This window comes from Streptomyces sp. RK62, assembly GCF_018070255.1.
In the GTDB taxonomy this organism is placed as follows: Bacteria; Actinomycetota; Actinomycetes; order Streptomycetales; family Streptomycetaceae; genus Streptomyces; species Streptomyces nigra.
The window spans coordinates 110,827-128,960 of the sequence record NZ_JAGPYD010000012.1; the positions used below are offsets into that span (position 1 = coordinate 110,827).

18 protein-coding genes are annotated in these 18,134 nt (G+C 74.8%); 12 read left to right on the plus strand and 6 right to left on the minus strand.

Annotation, left to right across the window (positions count from 1 at the left end; all coding sequences use genetic code 11):
- The first annotated feature begins 33 nt into the window (after nucleotides 1–33).
- Nucleotides 34–915, plus strand: a complete 882-nt coding sequence (locus tag KBY32_RS23615) for an SDR family oxidoreductase (protein ID WP_210981519.1) — start codon at nucleotides 34–36, stop codon at nucleotides 913–915.
- Between the two features lie 196 nt (nucleotides 916–1,111).
- On the opposite strand, the gene KBY32_RS23620 is transcribed toward KBY32_RS23615, so the two are convergent.
- Entirely contained in the window at nucleotides 1,112–2,239 is a 1,128-nt protein-coding gene (locus KBY32_RS23620; RefSeq protein WP_210981520.1) for a hypothetical protein, read from the minus strand.
- A 111-nt stretch (nucleotides 2,240–2,350) separates the two neighbouring features.
- Nucleotides 2,351–2,749 (minus strand): VOC family protein, encoded by a 399-nt coding sequence (locus KBY32_RS23625; RefSeq protein ID WP_210981521.1) that lies wholly within the window; start codon nucleotides 2,747–2,749, stop codon nucleotides 2,351–2,353.
- 122 nt (nucleotides 2,750–2,871) lie between these two features.
- Between KBY32_RS23625 and KBY32_RS23630 the strand changes: the two genes are divergently transcribed.
- A complete protein-coding gene (locus KBY32_RS23630; RefSeq protein WP_210981522.1) occupies nucleotides 2,872–3,888 on the plus strand; it encodes a YafY family protein in 1,017 nt (338 codons plus the stop codon).
- Between the two features lie 45 nt (nucleotides 3,889–3,933).
- On the opposite strand, the gene KBY32_RS23635 is transcribed toward KBY32_RS23630, so the two are convergent.
- The 3 genes from KBY32_RS23635 to KBY32_RS23645 form a co-directional block, all read right to left on the minus strand.
- Nucleotides 3,934–4,365 carry a hypothetical protein gene (locus KBY32_RS23635; RefSeq protein ID WP_055623087.1) on the minus strand — a complete coding sequence of 144 codons (432 nt, stop codon included), beginning with the start codon at nucleotides 4,363–4,365 and terminating at the stop codon, nucleotides 3,934–3,936.
- A 28-nt stretch (nucleotides 4,366–4,393) separates the two neighbouring features.
- Entirely contained in the window at nucleotides 4,394–5,242 is an 849-nt protein-coding gene (locus KBY32_RS23640) for a DUF1206 domain-containing protein (protein WP_055623088.1), read from the minus strand.
- 125 nt (nucleotides 5,243–5,367) lie between these two features.
- Nucleotides 5,368–6,015, minus strand: a complete 648-nt coding sequence (locus tag KBY32_RS23645) for a dihydrofolate reductase family protein (RefSeq protein ID WP_210981523.1) — start codon at nucleotides 6,013–6,015, stop codon at nucleotides 5,368–5,370.
- Between the two features lie 262 nt (nucleotides 6,016–6,277).
- Between KBY32_RS23645 and KBY32_RS23650 the strand changes: the two genes are divergently transcribed.
- From KBY32_RS23650 to KBY32_RS23695, 10 genes are all read left to right on the plus strand, one after another.
- A complete protein-coding gene (locus KBY32_RS23650; protein ID WP_210981524.1) occupies nucleotides 6,278–7,204 on the plus strand; it encodes a dienelactone hydrolase family protein in 927 nt (308 codons plus the stop codon).
- Between the two features lie 211 nt (nucleotides 7,205–7,415).
- The gene (locus tag KBY32_RS23655) at nucleotides 7,416–8,891 is read left to right on the plus strand and encodes a helix-turn-helix transcriptional regulator (protein ID WP_210981525.1); all 1,476 of its coding nucleotides are present in this window, start codon (nucleotides 7,416–7,418) and stop codon (nucleotides 8,889–8,891) included.
- A 192-nt stretch (nucleotides 8,892–9,083) separates the two neighbouring features.
- Nucleotides 9,084–10,376, plus strand: coding sequence for a helix-turn-helix domain-containing protein (locus KBY32_RS23660; protein WP_210981526.1), 1,293 nt, complete (start codon nucleotides 9,084–9,086; stop codon nucleotides 10,374–10,376).
- Nucleotides 10,377–10,478: 102 nt separating this feature from the next.
- Entirely contained in the window at nucleotides 10,479–11,036 is a 558-nt protein-coding gene (locus KBY32_RS23665) for an SHOCT domain-containing protein (RefSeq protein WP_210981660.1), read from the plus strand.
- 195 nt (nucleotides 11,037–11,231) lie between these two features.
- Nucleotides 11,232–12,065: an ABC transporter ATP-binding protein gene (locus KBY32_RS23670; protein WP_115505366.1), complete on the plus strand. Its 834-nt coding sequence runs from the start codon at nucleotides 11,232–11,234 to the stop codon at nucleotides 12,063–12,065.
- Nucleotides 12,062–12,862 carry an ABC transporter ATP-binding protein gene (locus KBY32_RS23675; protein WP_055623095.1) on the plus strand — a complete coding sequence of 267 codons (801 nt, stop codon included), beginning with the start codon at nucleotides 12,062–12,064 and terminating at the stop codon, nucleotides 12,860–12,862. The genes KBY32_RS23670 and KBY32_RS23675 overlap by 4 nt, the downstream gene beginning before the upstream one ends.
- Nucleotides 12,859–13,758 carry a branched-chain amino acid ABC transporter permease gene (locus KBY32_RS23680; protein WP_055623096.1) on the plus strand — a complete coding sequence of 300 codons (900 nt, stop codon included), beginning with the start codon at nucleotides 12,859–12,861 and terminating at the stop codon, nucleotides 13,756–13,758. The genes KBY32_RS23675 and KBY32_RS23680 overlap by 4 nt, the downstream gene beginning before the upstream one ends.
- Complete coding sequence (locus KBY32_RS23685) at nucleotides 13,751–14,890, plus strand: branched-chain amino acid ABC transporter permease (RefSeq protein ID WP_374224986.1); 1,140 nt, start codon at nucleotides 13,751–13,753, stop codon at nucleotides 14,888–14,890. The genes KBY32_RS23680 and KBY32_RS23685 overlap by 8 nt, the downstream gene beginning before the upstream one ends.
- A complete protein-coding gene (locus KBY32_RS23690) occupies nucleotides 14,887–16,191 on the plus strand; it encodes an ABC transporter substrate-binding protein (RefSeq protein ID WP_370592140.1) in 1,305 nt (434 codons plus the stop codon). Before KBY32_RS23685 ends, KBY32_RS23690 begins: the two co-directional genes overlap by 4 nt.
- 58 nt (nucleotides 16,192–16,249) lie before the next feature.
- Nucleotides 16,250–16,927, plus strand: a complete 678-nt coding sequence (locus KBY32_RS23695) for an adenosylcobinamide amidohydrolase (protein WP_308293781.1) — start codon at nucleotides 16,250–16,252, stop codon at nucleotides 16,925–16,927.
- On the opposite strand, the gene KBY32_RS23700 is transcribed toward KBY32_RS23695, so the two are convergent.
- Entirely contained in the window at nucleotides 16,924–18,015 is a 1,092-nt protein-coding gene (locus tag KBY32_RS23700; protein WP_210981527.1) for an AI-2E family transporter, read from the minus strand. The two genes, KBY32_RS23695 and KBY32_RS23700, sit on opposite strands and share 4 nt — an antisense overlap.
- Between the last annotated feature and the right edge of the window lie 119 nt (nucleotides 18,016–18,134).

The following is an 18,134-nucleotide window of genomic DNA, read 5'->3' on the forward strand; positions in this document are numbered from 1 at the left end:
GCCCCGACCGACCACCGAGAGGAGGGACCGCCCGTGCGCAGCAGCCCGCTCGCCGACCGGACGGTCGTCGTCACCGGAGCCGCCCGCGGTCTGGGCGCCGCCATGGCCCGGCAGATCGCCGGGCGCGGCGCCCGCGTGGCCCTGCTGGGCCACGAGAAGCAGGAACTGGAGGCGCTGGCCGAGGAGCTGCCGGGGCCGGCCCTGGCCCTGGAGGCCGACATCACCGACCCGGACGCCCTCGCGGACGCCGCCGGGCGGGTCCGGGCCGGTCTCGGCCCCGTCTCCGCCCTGGTGGCCAACGCGGGCATCGCCGAGGGCGGGCCGTTCCCCTCCTCGGACCCCGCCGCCTGGGCCCGGGTCATCGACGTCAACCTCACCGGCAGCGCCAACACGGCACGCGCCTTCCTGCCCGACCTGTTCGACACCCGGGGGTTCCTGCTCCAGATCGCCTCCCTCGCGGCGATCGGCGCCGCGCCCCTGATGAGCGCCTACTGCGCCTCCAAGGCCGGCGTGGAGGCCTTTGCGCACGCCCTGCGGGCCGAGGTGGCGCACCGCGGGGTCGGTGTGGGCGTCGCCTACATCAACTGGACCGACACCGACATGATCCGGGACGCCGACCGGTACGCCGTCCTGCGCGAGCTGCGCGGCCACATGCCGCCGCCCGCACGCCGGGTGTATCCGGTCGACACCGTCGCCGCCCGCCTGGTCAGCGGCCTCGAACGCAGGCGTACGTCCGTCTACGCCCCGGCGTGGCTGCGGCTCACCCAGCCGGTGCGCGCGGCCCTGCCCCCGGTGGTGCTCCGGGTGACCCGCCGGGCCATGCCCTGTCTGGAGGCGGAGATCCCGCTCGCCTACACCGGCCCGCTCGGCGCGGGCGGCGACGCGGACCGGGCGGCGTCCGGGGGAGGGGCCTGAGGGCCGGTCACACCGCTGCGACCGGCTGCGGGGCTTCGGCCGTACGCTCGCCGGCCAGCCGCAGGATCACGTACGCCAGCGTGCCCGCCGTCGCGCCGAAGGTGAGGGCGGCCGGGACATGCTGGCCGAGGCCGGCGGCTCGGCCAGGGCGGCGACGCGGACCGGGCGGCGTCCGGGGGAGGGGCCTGAGGGCCGGTCACACCGCTGCGACCGGCTGCGGGGCTTCCGCCGTACGCCCACCCGCCAGCCGCAGGATCACGTAGGCCAGCGTGCCCGCCGTCGCGCCGAAGGTGAGCGCGGCCGGAACATGCTGGCCGAGGCCGGACAGGAAGTGGGTCGGGCCCCAGACGCCGAGCGTGTCGTCCAGCGGGATGCGCAGGATCTGGCCGGTCAGCAGCGCCAGCACCGTCGCACAGACCCCGCCCACCGCCATCGCCGGAAGCGTGACCCGGGTCAGCAGGCCCGGCAGCAGCCGCAGCGCCCACCACACCGCCACCAGCACCAGTACGTCGACCAGGCGGTAGAGCAGCCAGTCGTCGAACGCCTTGCCCGCCGGGGCCGTCCAGCCGCCCAGGATCAGCCACTGGCGCAGCAGGTCGCCGGGCTCGGAGAGCCGTCCCGTGCCGCTGAACGCGGTGTGGATGCGGGCCGCGACCCCGTCGTACGACAGGATCAGCAGCGACACGGCGATCCAGGCGGTGCCCAGCGTGGCCCCCAGCCGTGCGGCGCGCACCGGCACCGCCGATCGGGGCGGCGTCCCCGCGTCCTTGGCGACCGCGCGCCCGACCAGGACCGTGAGCCCGGCGACCAGTAGTGCCACGAGCACGGCCACCGGCCCGCTGGACTCGATCCCCGCGGCCAGCTGCGGCAGGAACCGGTAACTGCCCTGCCCGCCCGAGGCGATCAGCCACGGGGTGGAGACGCCGGCCGCCAGTGTCCCGGCCACCGGCCCCCACGCCCACAGCGCGAGCAGCGTGCCGGGCGTCCGCCCGTGCGAGGGCGGCATCCGGCGCAGCAGGAGCAGCGCGCCCCCGACGTAGAAGAGGAAGAGCGCCACGAACCGGATCTGCATCCCGGTGCGCCGCAGATCGGAGTAGTCAGGGGTCCCGCTCACCCCGGCGCCGTCACCGGGCGCGATCAGCACCGACTGGTCGTAGGCCCAGGGGGCGAGCCAGCGGCGCAGCTCCTGGACGGACTCGATGCCGAGGGCCCGGGTGGCGCCCTGCAACTGGAGCGCGTGGGCGCTCGCCCCGGCCCACCACAGCAGCAAGGTGATGAGTACGCCCCCGACCAGGGCCGGTATCGCCGCGCGCCGGTATGTCATGTCGTCCCCCGTCTGTCGCTCGGCCACCGTCGGTGGCCGAGCGGAAGGATAGAGGGAGACGATCTTCGCGGCGCCGCTCCGTGGCCGAAAAGCAATCTGCGGGGCGCGGGGTCAGCGTCCGTACTTCTGGAGGGCGGCCGGAGTCACGGGCGTGAAGAAGTTGACCAGGGTGCCGTCCGGGTCGCGGAACAACAGGGACCGGTTGCCCCAGGGCATCGTGGTGGGCCCGGCGACGACATCGCTGACGAAGCCGGTCAGGTCCTGGTGCACACGGTCGACGTCGTCGACGAGGAACTCGACGATGACGCTCTGGTTGGCGGCCGGGCGGGCGGAGTCCGGGGCGAACAGCGGGACGGTGCCGGTGCCCGCGATCGCGAGGGCCGCGCCCGGGGTCCTGAGTTCGGCGAACTCCTCGGTGGCCCAGGTCGCGGGCATGCCCAGGGCGCGCTCGTAGAACGCGACGAGGCGCGGCACATCGGCGGTGATCATGCGGACGGAGACGAACTCCATGGGACTCTCCTCGGCGGTGCGGAAGACGTTGTGCGGAAGACGTGGTGCTTAAGGCGTTCACCGGCGAGGCTAGGTGAAATAGCGGACATAATCGGTCCTCTATTGCCGCTAGGTTGGGACGTATGTCCCGACCCACCGCCCGCGTCCTGACCCTGCTGGAGCTGCTGCAGTCGGGCGGCACCCGGACGGTGGCCGAACTGGCCGACCGGCTCGGCGTCGAGGGGCGCACCGTGCGGCGGTACGTGGACCAGCTGATCGACCTCGACATCCCCGTGGAATCGGTGCGCGGCCGCTACGGCGGCTACCGGCTCGGCCCCGGACACCGGCTCCCCCCGCTCATGCTCGGCGACGACGAGGCGCTGGCCGTGCTGCTCGGCCTGGTCGCCGGCCGCCGGGCGGGGCTGACGACATCCCAGCGCACGGCCACCGAGACGGCGTCGGCGAAGATCCGGCGCGTACTGCCCCGGCACCTGGCCCGCCGGCTCGACGCCCTCCTCGAATCCCTCGCCTTCACGGACGACCCCGGGCAACCGGACGCCCCCGACTCCGGTGTCCTGCTCACCCTCGCCGACGCGGTGCGCCACCGCCGTCCCGTCGCGCTCCGCTACACCGGCCGCGACGGGCGGCGCAGCCACCGCACCCTGCACGCGTACGGGATCGTCGCGCACGCGGGCCGCTGGTACGTCACCGGCAGGGACGCCGGGATCGACGAGGACCGGACCCTGCGGCTCGACCGCATCGCGGACGTGCGGACCCTGCCGGGCTCGTTCACCCCGCCCGAGGGGACCTCTCCGGCGGAGCGCGTGGTGTCCGGGTTCGCCACGGCGGCGTACCGGCACGAGGTGACCCTGCGGATCCACGCGACCGCCGCACACGTCCGGGCCCACCTGCCCGCCTCCGTCGCGAGCCTGGAGGAGCCTCCGGCGGGCGGGGGAGGGGAGGACGAGCGCTGGCTGCGCGTAGAGCTGTGGGCGGAACGGCTGGACTGGCTGCCTCCCGTGCTCGCCGCACTCGACCGGCCGTTCGTCGTGGAGCGCCCCGACGCGCTGCGCGACCTGGTCTCCGCGTTCGCCGACCGGCTGGCCGCCTCCGCGCGCCGCCGCGTCCCGCCGGAGGACATGCCGAAAGGGTGCCCGTGAAGCCGGTCCAGCCGGTCCTTCAGGGCACCCCTCGGCAGACCGGGGTCAGAAGTCGGTGGAGAGCCCGCTGACCTCGGCGATGCCGCGCAGCTCCTCCGTCTCCCTGTGCCGTTCCCTGATGTAGTCGGCGATCTCGCCGAGGCGTTCCGGGTCGGAGGCGGTGGTGGCGTCGGTGACGATGCGAACGGGACCGGTCTCGTCGACGTCGATCTCGACCACCTCGTTGTCCATGCGGCCGGTGACCGCGGTGGCGATCACGAGGGCGGCCTCCTCACGGACCTCTTGGGGCAGGTCGTCGGCCCCGGAGTCGAGCGCGAGGTCGAGGCTGGACAGGCGCTCCTCCTGGATCGCCTGGAGCACGGGCTCCACCAGGCGTCGCAGGAGGCGGTAGTCCTCCGTGTCCATCCGAACGCGCAGGAGGTCCAGGTACACGTCCACGGGCCGGCCGTCGCCTTGCGGAATCTCGAATTCGCTCATTCGCCCCGTGTTTCCCGCGCCGCGCGGCTCACACACGACGCCAGCGGGCCAGTGCGAACGAGAACAGCCCGAACAGCACCAGACCCACCGCCACGCAGACCAGCAGCCACGGCCCCAGCGGCGTCTCGGCGAGGCTGCGCAGCGTGTCGTCCAGGCCCTTCGCGCGGTCCGGTTCATAGGCGACGGCCGCACGGACCGCGAAGACCCCGGCCGCGGCGAACACCAGGCCGCGCGCCGCGCCGCCGCCCACGCCGGTGACGTCCACCAGCTGACGGGTGCGCCGGCTCATCCGGCCCAGCTGGAGCTTGTCGTGATACTTGCGCCGGACCGCACGGACGCCGATCCAGACGCCCGCGGCCACGACACCGATCCCGGCCGCGCCGACCAGCCACTGGCCGCCGGGCAGCTCAAGCGCCCGGGCGGTCGCGTCCCGGGACTGCTGGTCGCTGGACCCGCCGGAGCTCTGGTGCCGGGTGGCGGCGAAGTACAGCACGGAGTAGGCGACGAAGACGTAGAAGCCGCAGCGGGCCGCCGCCATCAGCCGCTTGCGCGCGCTGCGCCCGTCCTCGCCGGGCGCGCCGAACACGGCCTCGCTCAGCCGCCACAGCGCCATCCCGACCAGCCCGATGCCCAGCGCCCACAGCAGCACGGCGCCGAAGGGCCGCTGCGACAGTTCGGCCAGGGCGCCGCCGCGGTCGGCCTGCCGGCCCGTGTCGCCGAACGCGACCTGCACGGCCAGCGCGCCGACCAGCAGATAGATCACACCTCGTGCGGCGAGCCCCGCCCGTGCCGCCCCCCGCGTGACCGAACCCCGTGCGGCCCGCCCGCTGCGCAGCCGTCCGAGCCGTCCGGTCGACGCCATCGCACTCGTGTTCATGTGAACCTCCCGGACATGCGGATGCCCCGGCGGGGCCCCCGCACACGCGGCGCTTCCACCGCGGCGGCCTGGGCCGTGACCGGCGGGAACGCGAGTGCCAGGAGGGGAGGGTGTGCGATGCCGCGTCAGCGGGCCGTGCGCTCGAACGTCAGATGCGTGACACCGCTCGACGTGGTGACCGTGTCGACGGCGTAGTCCCGCTCCAGCCCCTCCAGCCCGTCCCAGAGGCGGACGCCCCGGCCCAGCACGACCGGTACGACCACCACGTGCAGATGGTCGATGAGCCGGGCGGCGAGGAACTCCCGGATCACGGTGGCGCCGCCGCCGATCCGTACGTCCTTCCCGCCCGCGGCCTCCCGTGCCGTCTTCAGCGCGTCGGCCGGTGAGGCGTCGAGGAAGTGGAAGGTGGTGCCGCCCTCCATGGCGAGCGGCGGCCGGGTGTGCCGGGTGAGGACGAAGGTCGGGGTGTGGAACGGCGGATTGGGCCCCCACCAGCCCTTCCACTCCGGGTCCTCGTGCCAGCCGGGATAGCCGTACTTGCCGGCGCCCATGATCTCGGCGCCGATCCCGGGCTCGAACCGGCGGACGAAGACGTCGTCGGCGCCGCTGGTCCCGCCCGCGTCGCCGCTCCGCTCGTGCCACCAGCGGGTGGCGAACATCCACTGGTGCAGCCGTTCCCCGGCATGCCCGAACGGCGCCTCGCGGCTGAGTCCCTCGCCGGTGGCGAAGCCGTCGAGCGAGACGGAGAAGTTGTGGACACGGGCGAGTGACATGGGGCGGCTCCCTGCTCCTGCGGTCGGGTCCTGCACGCCCCAGCTTGGCCGCATCCGGGCCGCCGCGCAGCGGAATGCCCTACGACCGGGCCAGCGCACCGCCCGCCACAAGACCGGTGACATTGCCGGTCCGCGCGGGCCGCACGGTCCCCGACAGTGGCACGGCCAGCCCACGGCGGGTCCCACCGCGGGCACACGGCCGACTCCCCTTGTCCCGTGTGCCCGTGGTGCCTCCCGCCCGCCACGACAGAGAGGACGACCCGTGCACCACCCCCACAGCACCACACGTCCGCAGGCCCCCGCGTCCGCGCGGCGCCGGACCGGACGCCTGGCCGGCGCCGCCGCGGCCCTCGCCGCGCTCGTCGGACTCGGCACCCTCGGCGGGCCGGGCGCCCACGCCGCCGACAACCCCTACGAGCGCGGACCGGCCCCCACCACGTCCAGCATCGAGGCGGCGCGCGGCCCGTACGCCGTGTCGCAGACGTCCGTCTCCTCGCTCGCGGTCACCGGTTTCGGCGGCGGCACCATCTACTACCCGACCTCGACCAGCGACGGCACCTTCGGCGCCGTGGCCGTCTCCCCGGGCTTCACCGCCTACGAGTCGTCGATCGCCTGGCTCGGACCACGGCTCGCCTCACAGGGCTTCGTGGTGTTCACCATCGACACCCTCACCACGGTCGACCAGCCCGACTCGCGGGGCCGCCAGCTGCTGGCCGCGCTGGACTATCTGACCGAGCGCAGTTCGGTGCGCGGACGGGTCGACGCGAGCCGCCTCGGCGTCATGGGGCACTCCATGGGCGGCGGTGGCAGCCTGGAGGCCGCCAAGACCCGTCCGTCGCTCCAGGCGGCGATCCCGCTGACCCCGTGGAACACCGACAAGAGCTGGCCGGAACTCACCACGCCGACCCTGATCTTCGGCGCCGACGGCGACACCGTCGCCCCGGTCGCCACGCACGCCGAGCCGTTCTACAACGGCCTGTCCTCGCGCCTCGACCGGGCGTACCTGGAGCTGAACGGGGCGACCCACTTCACGCCCAACTCGTCGAACACGACGATCGCGAAGTACAGCATCTCCTGGCTCAAGCGGTTCATCGACAACGACACCCGCTACGAGCAGTTCCTGTGCCCGCTGCCGCAACCGAGCCTGACCATCGAGGAGTACCGGGGCAACTGCCCCCACACCTCCTGACACCGCACGGCACTTGGGCGGTGGACGCGCGTACGGCGTCCACCGCCCCCGCGTTGTGCCGGGGCACGGTCCCCGGCGCCGACGGCTGGGCGCCGGCACAGACCCGTCGCCCGCCGTCCACCGCCAACGCGCAGGTGAGGCCCGGGATTCGGGCCCCCCGGCACGGACGCGGGCCTTCCGCCTCGCGTTACGCGCCCGTAACGTCACGGGAATGACCGCAGACAGGAGCAGCGCGCGGACCGCTCCCCGGGTCGTGGTCGACCGGGGGCGCCTCGAACTCACGCGCGGCCGACGGCAGTTGCTCGACGGGCCGGTGGACGACGCCCGGGAGAGCCTGCTGCTGGCCGCGTCCCTGCTCGCCGCCGACACGCCCGAACTGGCCGAGGCCGCCCGGATGTCCGCCGCGGAGGCCGCCTGGGCGGCGGGCGACATCGCGGCCTGTCTGAGCGTCCTCGACGGCGAGGCCCCCGCCGGACCAGGGCGGACGGGTGACGCCTTCCTCCGGGACCACCGCGACGGCATGCGCGCGCTGCTGGCCCGGCGGCCCGAGCTCGCCGTAGGGCCGCTGCGGCGGGTGCTGGACCGGGCCCGCACCGAGGACCGGCCCGAACGGCTGCTGCGGGCGGCGGCCGCGGCCCTGCTGCTCGGGGACCTCCGGGAGGCCCGCGCCGCCGGCGCCCGCGCCCTGGCCGCCGCCCGCAACACGGGCTGCGTCGCCTCGGAGGCGCGGGCCCTCGAGTACCTCGCCTACGGGGAACTGCGCGCCGGACGGCACGCGCAGGCCCGCGCCCATGCCGAGGAGGGCGTCCGGGCCGCGGCGGCGGCCGGGCACCGCAACACCACGGCCAGCCATCACGCCATGCTGGCCCTGGCCGCCTCCATCGAGGGCGACACCGGCGCGGTCGAGGGCTACGCGGCGACCGCCCTGACCATCGCCCGCCGGCACGGCCTGGCGCAGGCGGCGACCCTCGCCGAATGGGCCGTGGCCCGCGCCGACCTGGCCCGGGGCCGCCCCCTGGACGCCGCCGACCGGCTCGGACCGCTCGTCGGACCCGGCCCCCGGCGCGGGCACTTCGCCGTGTGGATGCTCGCCGTGCCCTGCTTCGTCGAGGCCGCCGTGCTCGCCGGGCACCCCGAGGACGCGCGGCCGCTCGTCGGCGACCTCGCGCTGTGGGCGGATTTCGGCGCCGACCCGCACGCCCCGGCGCAGCTCGCCCGCTGCCGGGCCCTGCTCGCCCCCGGAGACCGGGCCGACGCCCTCTATCTGCGGGCGCTCGCCCTGCACGACGAGGCCGGCGGCGACTTCGAGCGCGCCCGTACCGAGCTGCTGTACGGCCGCTGGCTGCGCCGGCGCCGGCGTCTGCGCGAGGCCCGCGCCCGCCTCGGCGCCGCCCTGGTCGGCTTCGAACGCTGCGGCGCGGCAGCCTGGGCCGAGCAGACCGGCGCCGAGCTGCGCGCCAACGGCGCCGCGTCCAGGACCGAACGGGCCGCCGGCCTGGCCCGGCTCACCCCGCAGCAACTGCGTATCGCCCGGTATGTGGCCGAGGGCGCCACCAACCGGGAGGTGGCCCAGCGTCTCGCCGTGAGCACCCGCACGGTCGACTACCACCTGCGCAACGTCTTCGCCGCCCTCGGCGTGCGCTCCCGTATCGAACTGGCGCTCATGGTCGGCCAGGAGGACCGGTGAACCACCCCGAGACCCGCGCCGGCCGAAGAATGCCCCTGCACACCCCTAGGGACCGACCGGACGGTATGCCATCCTTCGGTGCAGGACGATTCGGGTGGCGACCGCCGCATGGGCAGCGCACCCCGCCGGACACCGCTGAGCCGGCCCGGCGCCGGAGCCCTGCCGGGAAGCCGAGGCTGGGGGAGGACCGCGATGCATCCTGCCGTACGCACACGCGCCACGATCCGCACCGGGCCGGTGCCCGTCCCGCGGCAGCGCACACCGCGCCTGCGGTCACTGATCGACGCCGACGCGCTGCGCGTCCTGCACCGGGCGGCCCGTGTGCTGCTCGACGACCTCCCGGAACTCACCGACCGGCTGCTGGCCGCCCTGGGCGAGCAGGAACCCGCGTACCGCGCCGCGCTGGCCCACGACCACGGCGCCACCTGGGAGGAGGCCCACCGCTCGCTGCGGCACAGCGTGACCTCCCTGCTCGACCCGCGCGGCACCCGCGACGCCGCGCACCGCTGCACCTGGCGGATCGGCGTCAACCGGGCCGAGCAGGGGCTGCCCCTGGACGCCCTGCTGCACGCGTTCCGGCTGGGCGGCTCCCTGGTCTGGCAGCGGCTGGTCGAGGAGACCTCCCGCTCCGCGCCCGAGGACGTCCGGCTCCTGGTGCACGTCGCCACCGACGTCTGGGACTTCGTGGACGAGCACTGCGGCATCGTCGCCGAGGCGTACCGGCACACCGAGCGGCAGCTCGCCTGGCGGCGCGAGAACCGGGTACGGCTCCTCGCGGCCGCCCTCCTGGACGGCACCAGCCGGATCGCCGACCTGCCGGAGACCGCCGAGGGGCTGCGCCTGCCGGAACAGGGCCGCTATGTCGTCGTCGCGGTCGCGGGCGGCCGGCCCCAGCTGCCGACGGGCGTCCGCGCCACCGCCGTACCACCCGATGCGAGCGTGTACTGGCACTCAGGAGGGGAAGTGGACCACGGCATCGTCCTGGTCGGCGACGACGGGGACGCGGACGACGGCCGCGACCCCGTCGAGGCACTGGGCCTGTCCGCCGACGGCGTGCCCGGCCGGCGGATCGGCGTCGGCGGCGCGGTGACCGGCCTGGCCGCGGTGGGCGACGCCCGCCGGCTGGCCGATCTGGCGCTCGGCATCTGCGCGCCCGACGGCGGCACGATCCGGCTCACCGAGCACCTCCCCGAGGCACTCGTGGTCTCCTGTCCGGAGCTGGGCGCCACCCTCACCGAGCAGGTGCTCGGCCCGCTGCTGCGCCTGGACCCGGCCGACCGGGACGTCATGCTGGACACCCTGACCGCCTGGTTCGACTGCGACGGCTCCGCCCAGCGCGCCGGGGAACGGCTGTACTGCCACCGCAACACCGTCCTGAACCGGCTGCGCCGCTGCGAGCAGCTCACCGGCCGCTCCCTGGCCCGCCCGGCCGACGTCGTCGAGATCAGCCTCGCCCTGACGGCCCGGCGCCTGCTGCGCGGCTGACCGGCCGCCCCGGCGGGCGCCCGGCGGACGAAGATGCGCGGCCGCGCCCCTGATGGTGCACTCGGGTGAGGAGGCCGGGGGGGCCGGTCCGCTGGAGGCGCCATGGCTGACAGGGAACGCCGGCGCGGGCTCCTCCCGCCCGTGCCCCGGGCCTGGCCGCACGCGGCCGTGCGCACCCGGGTCAACGCGGCGGCCCTGCGCGTCGCGAACCTCGGCGTGCGGCACGCGATACGGCGCCTGCCCGAGGTGCTGGACGACGGCGAGACCGTCGAGATGCTCGCCACGGGCACGTACGGCCGCGGCACCGGCGTCGTCGCCCTGACCGACCGTCGCCTGGTCCTCTACGGCCACGGCGTGCTCACGCGCACGGTCGAGGACGTCCCCTACGACCGGATCAGCTCCGTCCAGTGGACGGGCGGCCTGCTGACGGGCACGCTCGCCGTCGTCTCGGCGGGCGGCAGGACCGAGATCCGCCAGGTGCCCCGCGACCAGGGGGCGGCCCTCGCGGATCTGCTGGGCCGACGCCTCGCCGCGCCGCCGCCGGTGTCCGCCCGCCACATCACCGCCCGCCTGGGCACGCTGGACGAGCTGCGCGCGTCCGGGGCGATCACCGAGCAGGAGTACCGGGACCGCAGGGCGGAGATCCTCAGGAGCCTGTAGGACGGGCCCGGCCCGGTGCCGCACGGCCGGCGCACCCGGCGCACCTGGGCACCCGCACAACCCCGGCCCACCCCCGTTGGGACCACGCAGCGACCTCGCGCGGACACCTGTACCCGCCGGTCGCGGGCGTGCTGTCGTGGGCTGCCCTTCCCCCCGAAGCACCCGTGCCCGACGGCACGGATCCGAGGAGACGTGATGCCCGAAGCACCACCGGACGCGGAGCCCGCCCTGCGCGTCGAAGCGCTCGACGTGACCTACGGCCGGGCCGTGTCCGCCCTTCGTTCCGTGTCCCTGACCGTCCCGAACGGCTCGGTCGTCGCGCTGCTCGGCGCCAACGGCGCGGGCAAGACGACTCTGCTGCGCGCGGTGTCCGGCACCCTGCGCCTGCACCGGGGTGCCGTCACGGCGGGCCGCATCCACTACGGGACCACGGAACTCGACGGACGCGACCCGGTCGCCGCCGTACGCGCCGGAGTCGTCCAGGTCCCCGAGGGCCGCCGCGTCTTCGCCGGACTGACCGTCGACGAGAACCTGCGCACCGGCGGCCTCGGCCTGGGCCGGCGGCGCCCCGCGCAGGTCGACGAGGCCCGGGACCGGGTCTTCGCCCTCTTCCCGCGGCTGGCCGAACGCACCCGGCAGGCCGCGGGACTGCTCTCCGGAGGCGAACAGCAGATGCTCGCCATTGGCCGCGCCCTGATGGCCGCCCCGCGGCTGCTCCTGCTGGACGAGCCCTCCCTGGGCCTCGCCCCGCAGATGGTGTACCGGATCGCCGAGGTCGTCCGCGAGATCAACGCCCAGGGCACCGCCGTCCTGCTGGTCGAGCAGAACGCGGGCATGGCGCTGTCCCTCGCCGACACCGCCCATGTCCTGGAGGTCGGCGAGGTCCGCCTTTCCGGGCCCGCCGACGAACTCGCCCGCACCGACGCCGTACGCCGGCTGTACCTGGGCGAGACACCGGAGCCCGCGAAGACGACCGGGGGCGCCACCGCCCCCGGCACGAACGACACCGAGGGGCAGGGAGCCGCGTGACCGTCCGCACCACCGCACCACCCGAACTGGCCGTGACGGACGTGACCGTCCGCTTCGCCGGTCTCACCGCCCTGGACACGGTGTCCTTCACCGTCGCCCCCGGCACCGTCCACGCGCTCATCGGCCCCAACGGGGCGGGCAAGTCCACCTGCTTCAACGTCCTGTCGGGACTGTGCCGCCCCGCGTCCGGCACCGTGCGCCTCGGTGACGCCGACCTGACCCGGCTCGCCCCGCACCGCATCGCCGCCCTCGGCGTGGCCCGCACCTTCCAGAACATCGTCACCACCCAGGGCACCGTCGCCGACAACCTGATGCTCGGCCGGCACGCCCTGTCCCGGGCCGGCTTCGCGGCCAGCGCGCTGCGCCTGCCGCACGCCCGCCGCGAACAGCGCGACCACCTCGCGCGGGCCCGGGAGATCGCCGAACTCACCGGTCTCGCGGAGCACTTCGACAGCCCCGTCGCCCTGCTCTCCTACGGCGACCGCAAACGCGTCGAGTTCGCCCGCGCCCTGTGCCTGGAGCCGAGCGTCCTGCTGCTGGACGAGCCGGTCGCCGGCATGAACGCGGCCGAACGCGCCCGCGCCGTCGAGGTCGTGCACACCGTGCGCGCCGAACTCGGCCTCTCCGTGGTGCTGGTGGAACACGACATGGGCCTGGTGATGCGGCTCGCCGACGAGGTCACCGTCCTCGACTTCGGCCGGGTCATCGCCCACGGCACCCCCGACGAGGTCCGCGGCGACCCCGAGGTGCTGCGCGCCTACCTCGGCACCGGCGCCGACGAGGAGGACGCCGCATGACCACCTTCCTGGACACCCTGTTCAACGGCCTCGCCCTGGGCGCCGTCTACGCCCTCGTCGCCCTCGGCTTCGTCATCATCTTCAAGGCGTCCGGTGTCATGAACTTCGCGCACGGCTCGCTGCTGCTGCTCGGCGGCTATCTCACCGCCGTGCTCCACGACGACCTCGGCTTCGCCGGCGCCCTCGCCGTGTCCGTCCTGGTGACCGCCGCCGTGGCCGGCGCCATGGACCGCTTCCTCCTCCAGGCCGGCGGGGGAGCGGACCCGCACGCCGCCCATGTGCAGACCATCGTCACCATCGGCGTCGACATCGTCATCCTCACCGACCTGTCCCGGCGCATCGGCGGCGACCTCCTCGCCCTCGGCGACCCCTGGGGCGACGACGTCAGCGCGCTGGGGCCGGTCACCGTGGCCGACAGCCGGATCGCCGCCATCGTCGTCTCCGCCCTCGTCATCGCCGGGGTCTTCGCCCTGTTCCGGTACACCTCCTGGGGCCTGTCGCTGCGCGCCGCCGCCGAGGACGTCGAGGCCGCCTCCCTCATGGGGGTGCGGCTGGTGCGGGTCCGCATGCTCGCCTGGTGCCTGGCCGGCGCGCTCGCGGCCCTCGCGGCCGTCTTCCTCGCCGCGTTCCCCGCCCCCGGCCTGGAACGGACGACCGGGCAGATCGCCCTGAAAGCCTTCCCCGCCGCGATCCTCGGCGGCATGGCGTCCCCGCCCGGCGCCCTCGCCGGCAGTCTGACGATCGGCCTGACCGAGGCGCTCGTCGCCGGCTACCAGTCCGAACTGCACGTCCTCGGCGAGGGGTTCGGCGACGTCGCCCCCTACGCGGTGATGGTGCTCGTCCTGCTGGTGCGGCCCACCGGGCTGTTCGGCGGAAAGGCGGCCGTCCGTGTCTGAGCGACCCTCCCGCGCCCACGCGCTGCGCCTCGGCCGGACCCTCGCGGTCGTCGCCGTCCTGTGCGCCCTGCCCTTCTACCTGGACGCGTTCTGGCTGCGCATCGGGCTCTTCTCGATGGCCGCTGCGGTCGGCGCGGTCGGCCTCGGCCTGCTCTCCGGCACCGCCGGCCAACTCTCCCTCGGGCACGCCTTCTTCCTCGCCGTCGGCGCCTACGGTTACGTCTGGCTGGCCGGTGAGCCCGGCCCGGGGCTCCCGACCTCCGTGGCCGCCGTGCTGGCGGTCCTCCTCGCCGGGGCGGCGGGCGGGCTGTTCAGCCCCGTCGCCGGCCGGGTGCGCGGCGTCTACCTGGGCGTCGCCACGCTCGCGCTCGTCTTCCTCGGCCACCACGTCCTGCTCACCGCCGACTCCGTCACCGGCGGCTTCAACGGCCGCTCGGTGCCCCCGCTGGAACTCGGCGGCTTCTCCTTCTCCGCCGACTCCGAACTGACCCTGCTGGGCGTGCCGTTCGGGGCCGAGGAACGGCTGTGGTACCTGGGGCTCGCCCTGTTCGCGCTCACCTGGTTCACCGCCCGGGGACTGCTGCGCGGCCGCCCCGGACGCGCCCTGGTGGCGCTGCGCGACAGCGAGACCGCCGCCTCGGTCATGGGCGTCGACGTGTCCCGGTACCGCTCCGCCGCCTTCGTCGTGTCGTCGATGTACGCGGGCCTCGCCGGGGTGCTGCTCGCCCTGTCCTTCCGCCGCGTGGTGCCCGACTACTTCGGCCTCGTCCTGTCCGTCGACTACCTCGCCATGATCGTCATCGGCGGCCTCGGCTCGGTGGCGGGCGCCACCGCCGGCGCCGTCTTCGTCACGGCGCTGCCCCTGCTGATGACCCGTTACGCCGACCAGCTGCCGCTGGTCGCCGCCCCGGGCACCTCCGACGGCACGGTCGGCCCCACCGAGGCCGCCCGCTATCTCTACGGCGCCGCGATCGTGCTGATCCTGCTGTTCGCCCCCGACGGACTGCACGGCCTGACCCGCCGGCTGCGCGCCCGGCTGCGCCGTCCCCGCGCCGCGCCCCCGCCCACAGGCGCCCCCGAACCGTCCCCGTCCCCCGCGTCCGCCGTACGAGCCAAGGAGCCGACCCCGTGAAGCCCACGCACGACCCTGTGAAGCCCCCGCACCGCGCCGCCCCACGACGGACCAGGACGCTCCTGGCCGCGGGCCTCGCCGCCCTGCTGCTCGCCGGCACCGGATGCAGCTCCAAGGCCGACTCCGCCAAGAGCGGCGGTGAGGGCGCCGGCGGCATCAAGACCGGGCCCGGCGTCACCGACAAGACCATCCGGCTGGGCGCGCTCACCGACCTCACCGGTCCGTACGCCACCCTCGGCAAGAGCATCGTGCAGGCCCAGCAGATGTGGGCCGACGAGGTCAACGCCGACGGCGGCATCTGCGACCGTCGGGTGGAGATCGTCGTCAAGGACCACGGCTACGACGTCCAGAAGGCCGTCACCGCCTACGCCGACCTCTCCTCCGACGTGGTCGCCCTGCCCCAGGTCATCGGCTCGCCCGTGATGGCAGCCCTGCTCGACGACATCGAACGCGACAAGGTGCTGACCTTCCCGCAGGCCTGGGCCGCCTCCCTGCTCGGCAAGGAGTCCGTGCAGGTCCTCGGCACCACCTACGACGTCGACATGATCGCCGCCGTCGACTACCTCACGCGTACGAAGAAGGTAGCGAAGGGCGACACGATCGGGCACGTCTACTTCGAGGGCGACTACGGCGCCAACGCGCTCGAGGGCTCCCAGTGGGCCGCGAAGAAGGCGGGCCTCAAGGTTGCCGGACAGAAGATCAAGGCGACCGACACCGACCTGTCCGCCCAGGTCTCGGCGCTGCGGAAGGAAGGCGTCAAGGCGATCCTCATCAGCGCCGGGCCCGCCCAGACCGCCTCGCTCGTCGGTGTCGCCGCCTCCCGGGGCCTGAAGGTGCCCGTCGTCAGCAGCGCCCCCGGCTACGCCCCGCAGCTGATGAAGACACCGGCCGCGCCGGCCCTCGCCGCCCTGCTGCACGTGGTCAGCGCGGCCCCCGCGGTCAGCTCCGAGCTGCCCGGCGTGCGCGACATGGTCGCCGCCTACCAGAAGAAGTACCGGGGCTCCCTGCTCGACGCCGGGGTGCTGTCCGGCTACAACGCCGCCCGGATCATGGGCGACGATCTGAAGAAGGCCTGCGAGAAGGGCAGTCTGGCCCGCGAGGACGTCGTCGCGGCGCACCGCGCGCAGTCCGCCGTCGACGTCGGCCTCGGCACCGCGCAGAACTTCTCCGACAAGGCCCGGCCCGCCAGCACCGAGACGTATGTGCTCAAGCCGGATGCCAAGGCGGTCGGCGCCGTCGTGAACGAGGAGGACGCGCACACCGCGCCCGGGGTGAAGGAGTACCTGGAGTCCCGCGGCTGACGGCACACCAGTGGTCCCGTACGATCGGCCGGTCCCGCCGCGCGCAAGGAGTTCCCCGGTGACCGCCGTCGTCCCCCCGCCCCGCCCCGCACCCGCGCCGCCGATGGTGGAGCAGATGACCCGCACGGAGGACGGCGAGACGCTGAACGCCCTGCTGTGGCGGGCCGGGGCAGGCTGGCGGATGATCAGCAACGCCGTGCTGGGCGGCGGGATCGGCGACCGCGCCTGGGTCCTCAACGCCCAGGTCGCCCACGGCTACCGGCGCACCGACCCCGACCGGCACCTCGCGGACCTGGCCCGGCACGTAGGCGCGCACGGGCCGGGCGTCGGGCTGATGACGGCCGCGGACGTCCGGGCGTACGGCAGCGGGCAGGACGGCGGCGTGACCGCGGTCGCCACCGCGGGGCTCGGCGTACGCGGCTGGGCGGCGTCCTGGACCGAGCCCGCCATGACGGCCGTCCGGCCCGGGACCGTGAACATCGTGGTCGCCGTCCCCGTGCCCCTGACCGACGCGGCCCTCGTGAACACGGTCATGACCGCGACCGAGGCCAAGGTGCAGGCACTCGTCGACGCCGGCCTCGACTGCTCGGGGACCCCGACGGACGCCGTGTGCGTCGCCGTACGCCGCCCGGTCCCGGGCGAGGAGACCCACGCGTTCGGCGGCCCGCGCTCACTGTGGGGAGCCCGCGTCGCCCGCGCCGTCCACCAGGCCGTCACTGAGGCGGCGCGTAGCTAGTTCTTCATGCCGCGCAGCGCCTGCTGGACCGACCAGAGGACGGCCACGAACGGCACGGCCACGACCGCGCCGATGAACCCGGCCGCGATCGCCCCGCCCACGACGGCGAGCGCCACGACCACCGGGTGCAGACTGACCGCCCAGCTCATCACCAGGGGATGCAGGACGTGCCCCTCGATCTGCCCGATGACGACGATCAGGGCGACCACGATGAGCGCGGTCATCGGCCCCTTCGCCGCCAGCGCCACGACCGCCGCGACGGCCAGCGCGATGGGCGAGCCGATCAGCGGGATGAAGGCCGCCGCGAACTCCAGCAGCGCCAGGGGCACGGCGAGCGGCACCCGCAGCGCCAGCAGGGCGACCCCGACGAGCACGGCGTTGGTGCCCGCGACCAGCAGGATGCCGTGGGTGTACCCGGTGAACGTCCGCCACGCGGCCCGGCCGGCCACCGAGACCGGCCGCTGCGCCGAGGCGGGGAGCTGGGCGCAGATCCACTGCCACTGCCGGTCGCCCGAATGCGTGAAGAACACGGCGCAGAACAGCGCCAGCGCCAGCACGGTGAGGACCTCCACCAGCCGGCTCGCGCCGCTCACCGCCTCGCTGATGACCGTGGAGCGGTGCTCGGACAGCAGCCGGCCGATCCGTGACTGGACATCGCTGAAGGTGTCCGCGGGCAGCCGGAACGGCGGCCCCTCCAACTGGCCCTCGATCCGGTCGATCCCCTTCTCGAACTCGCTCTGCAGGCCCTTGCGCTGGTCGGCCACCGTCTCGCCGACCAGCACCAGCGCCCCGATGACGAGCGCGAGGGCGCCGACGAGGGACACCGCCACCGCCAGTGGGCGGGGCATCCGGCGGGCGAGCAGCCCGGTGACGGGGCGCAGCACGGTGGTGAGGACCAGACCGAGGAAGACGGCGACCGCGATCCGGTGGAACTGCCCGAGCACCGAGAAGGCGGCCCGTACGACGACCGCGACGGCGATGATCCGCCACGCGTAGGCGGCCGCCGTCCGCAGCCAGCCCGGCACACCGGCGTCCACGCCGCTCGGGCGACCCGGGGGTGGGGGAGACGGATCTGGGGGAGTGGCCATCTCCATGCCCCGTACCACCCGGCGTCCCTCCGATCGCGGCCGCCGCCCGGAATTCGCCCGAAGGCCGGTACCCGGCAAGAATCAGAACGTAAGCACCGTCCGTTCCGTGCCGCGATGCG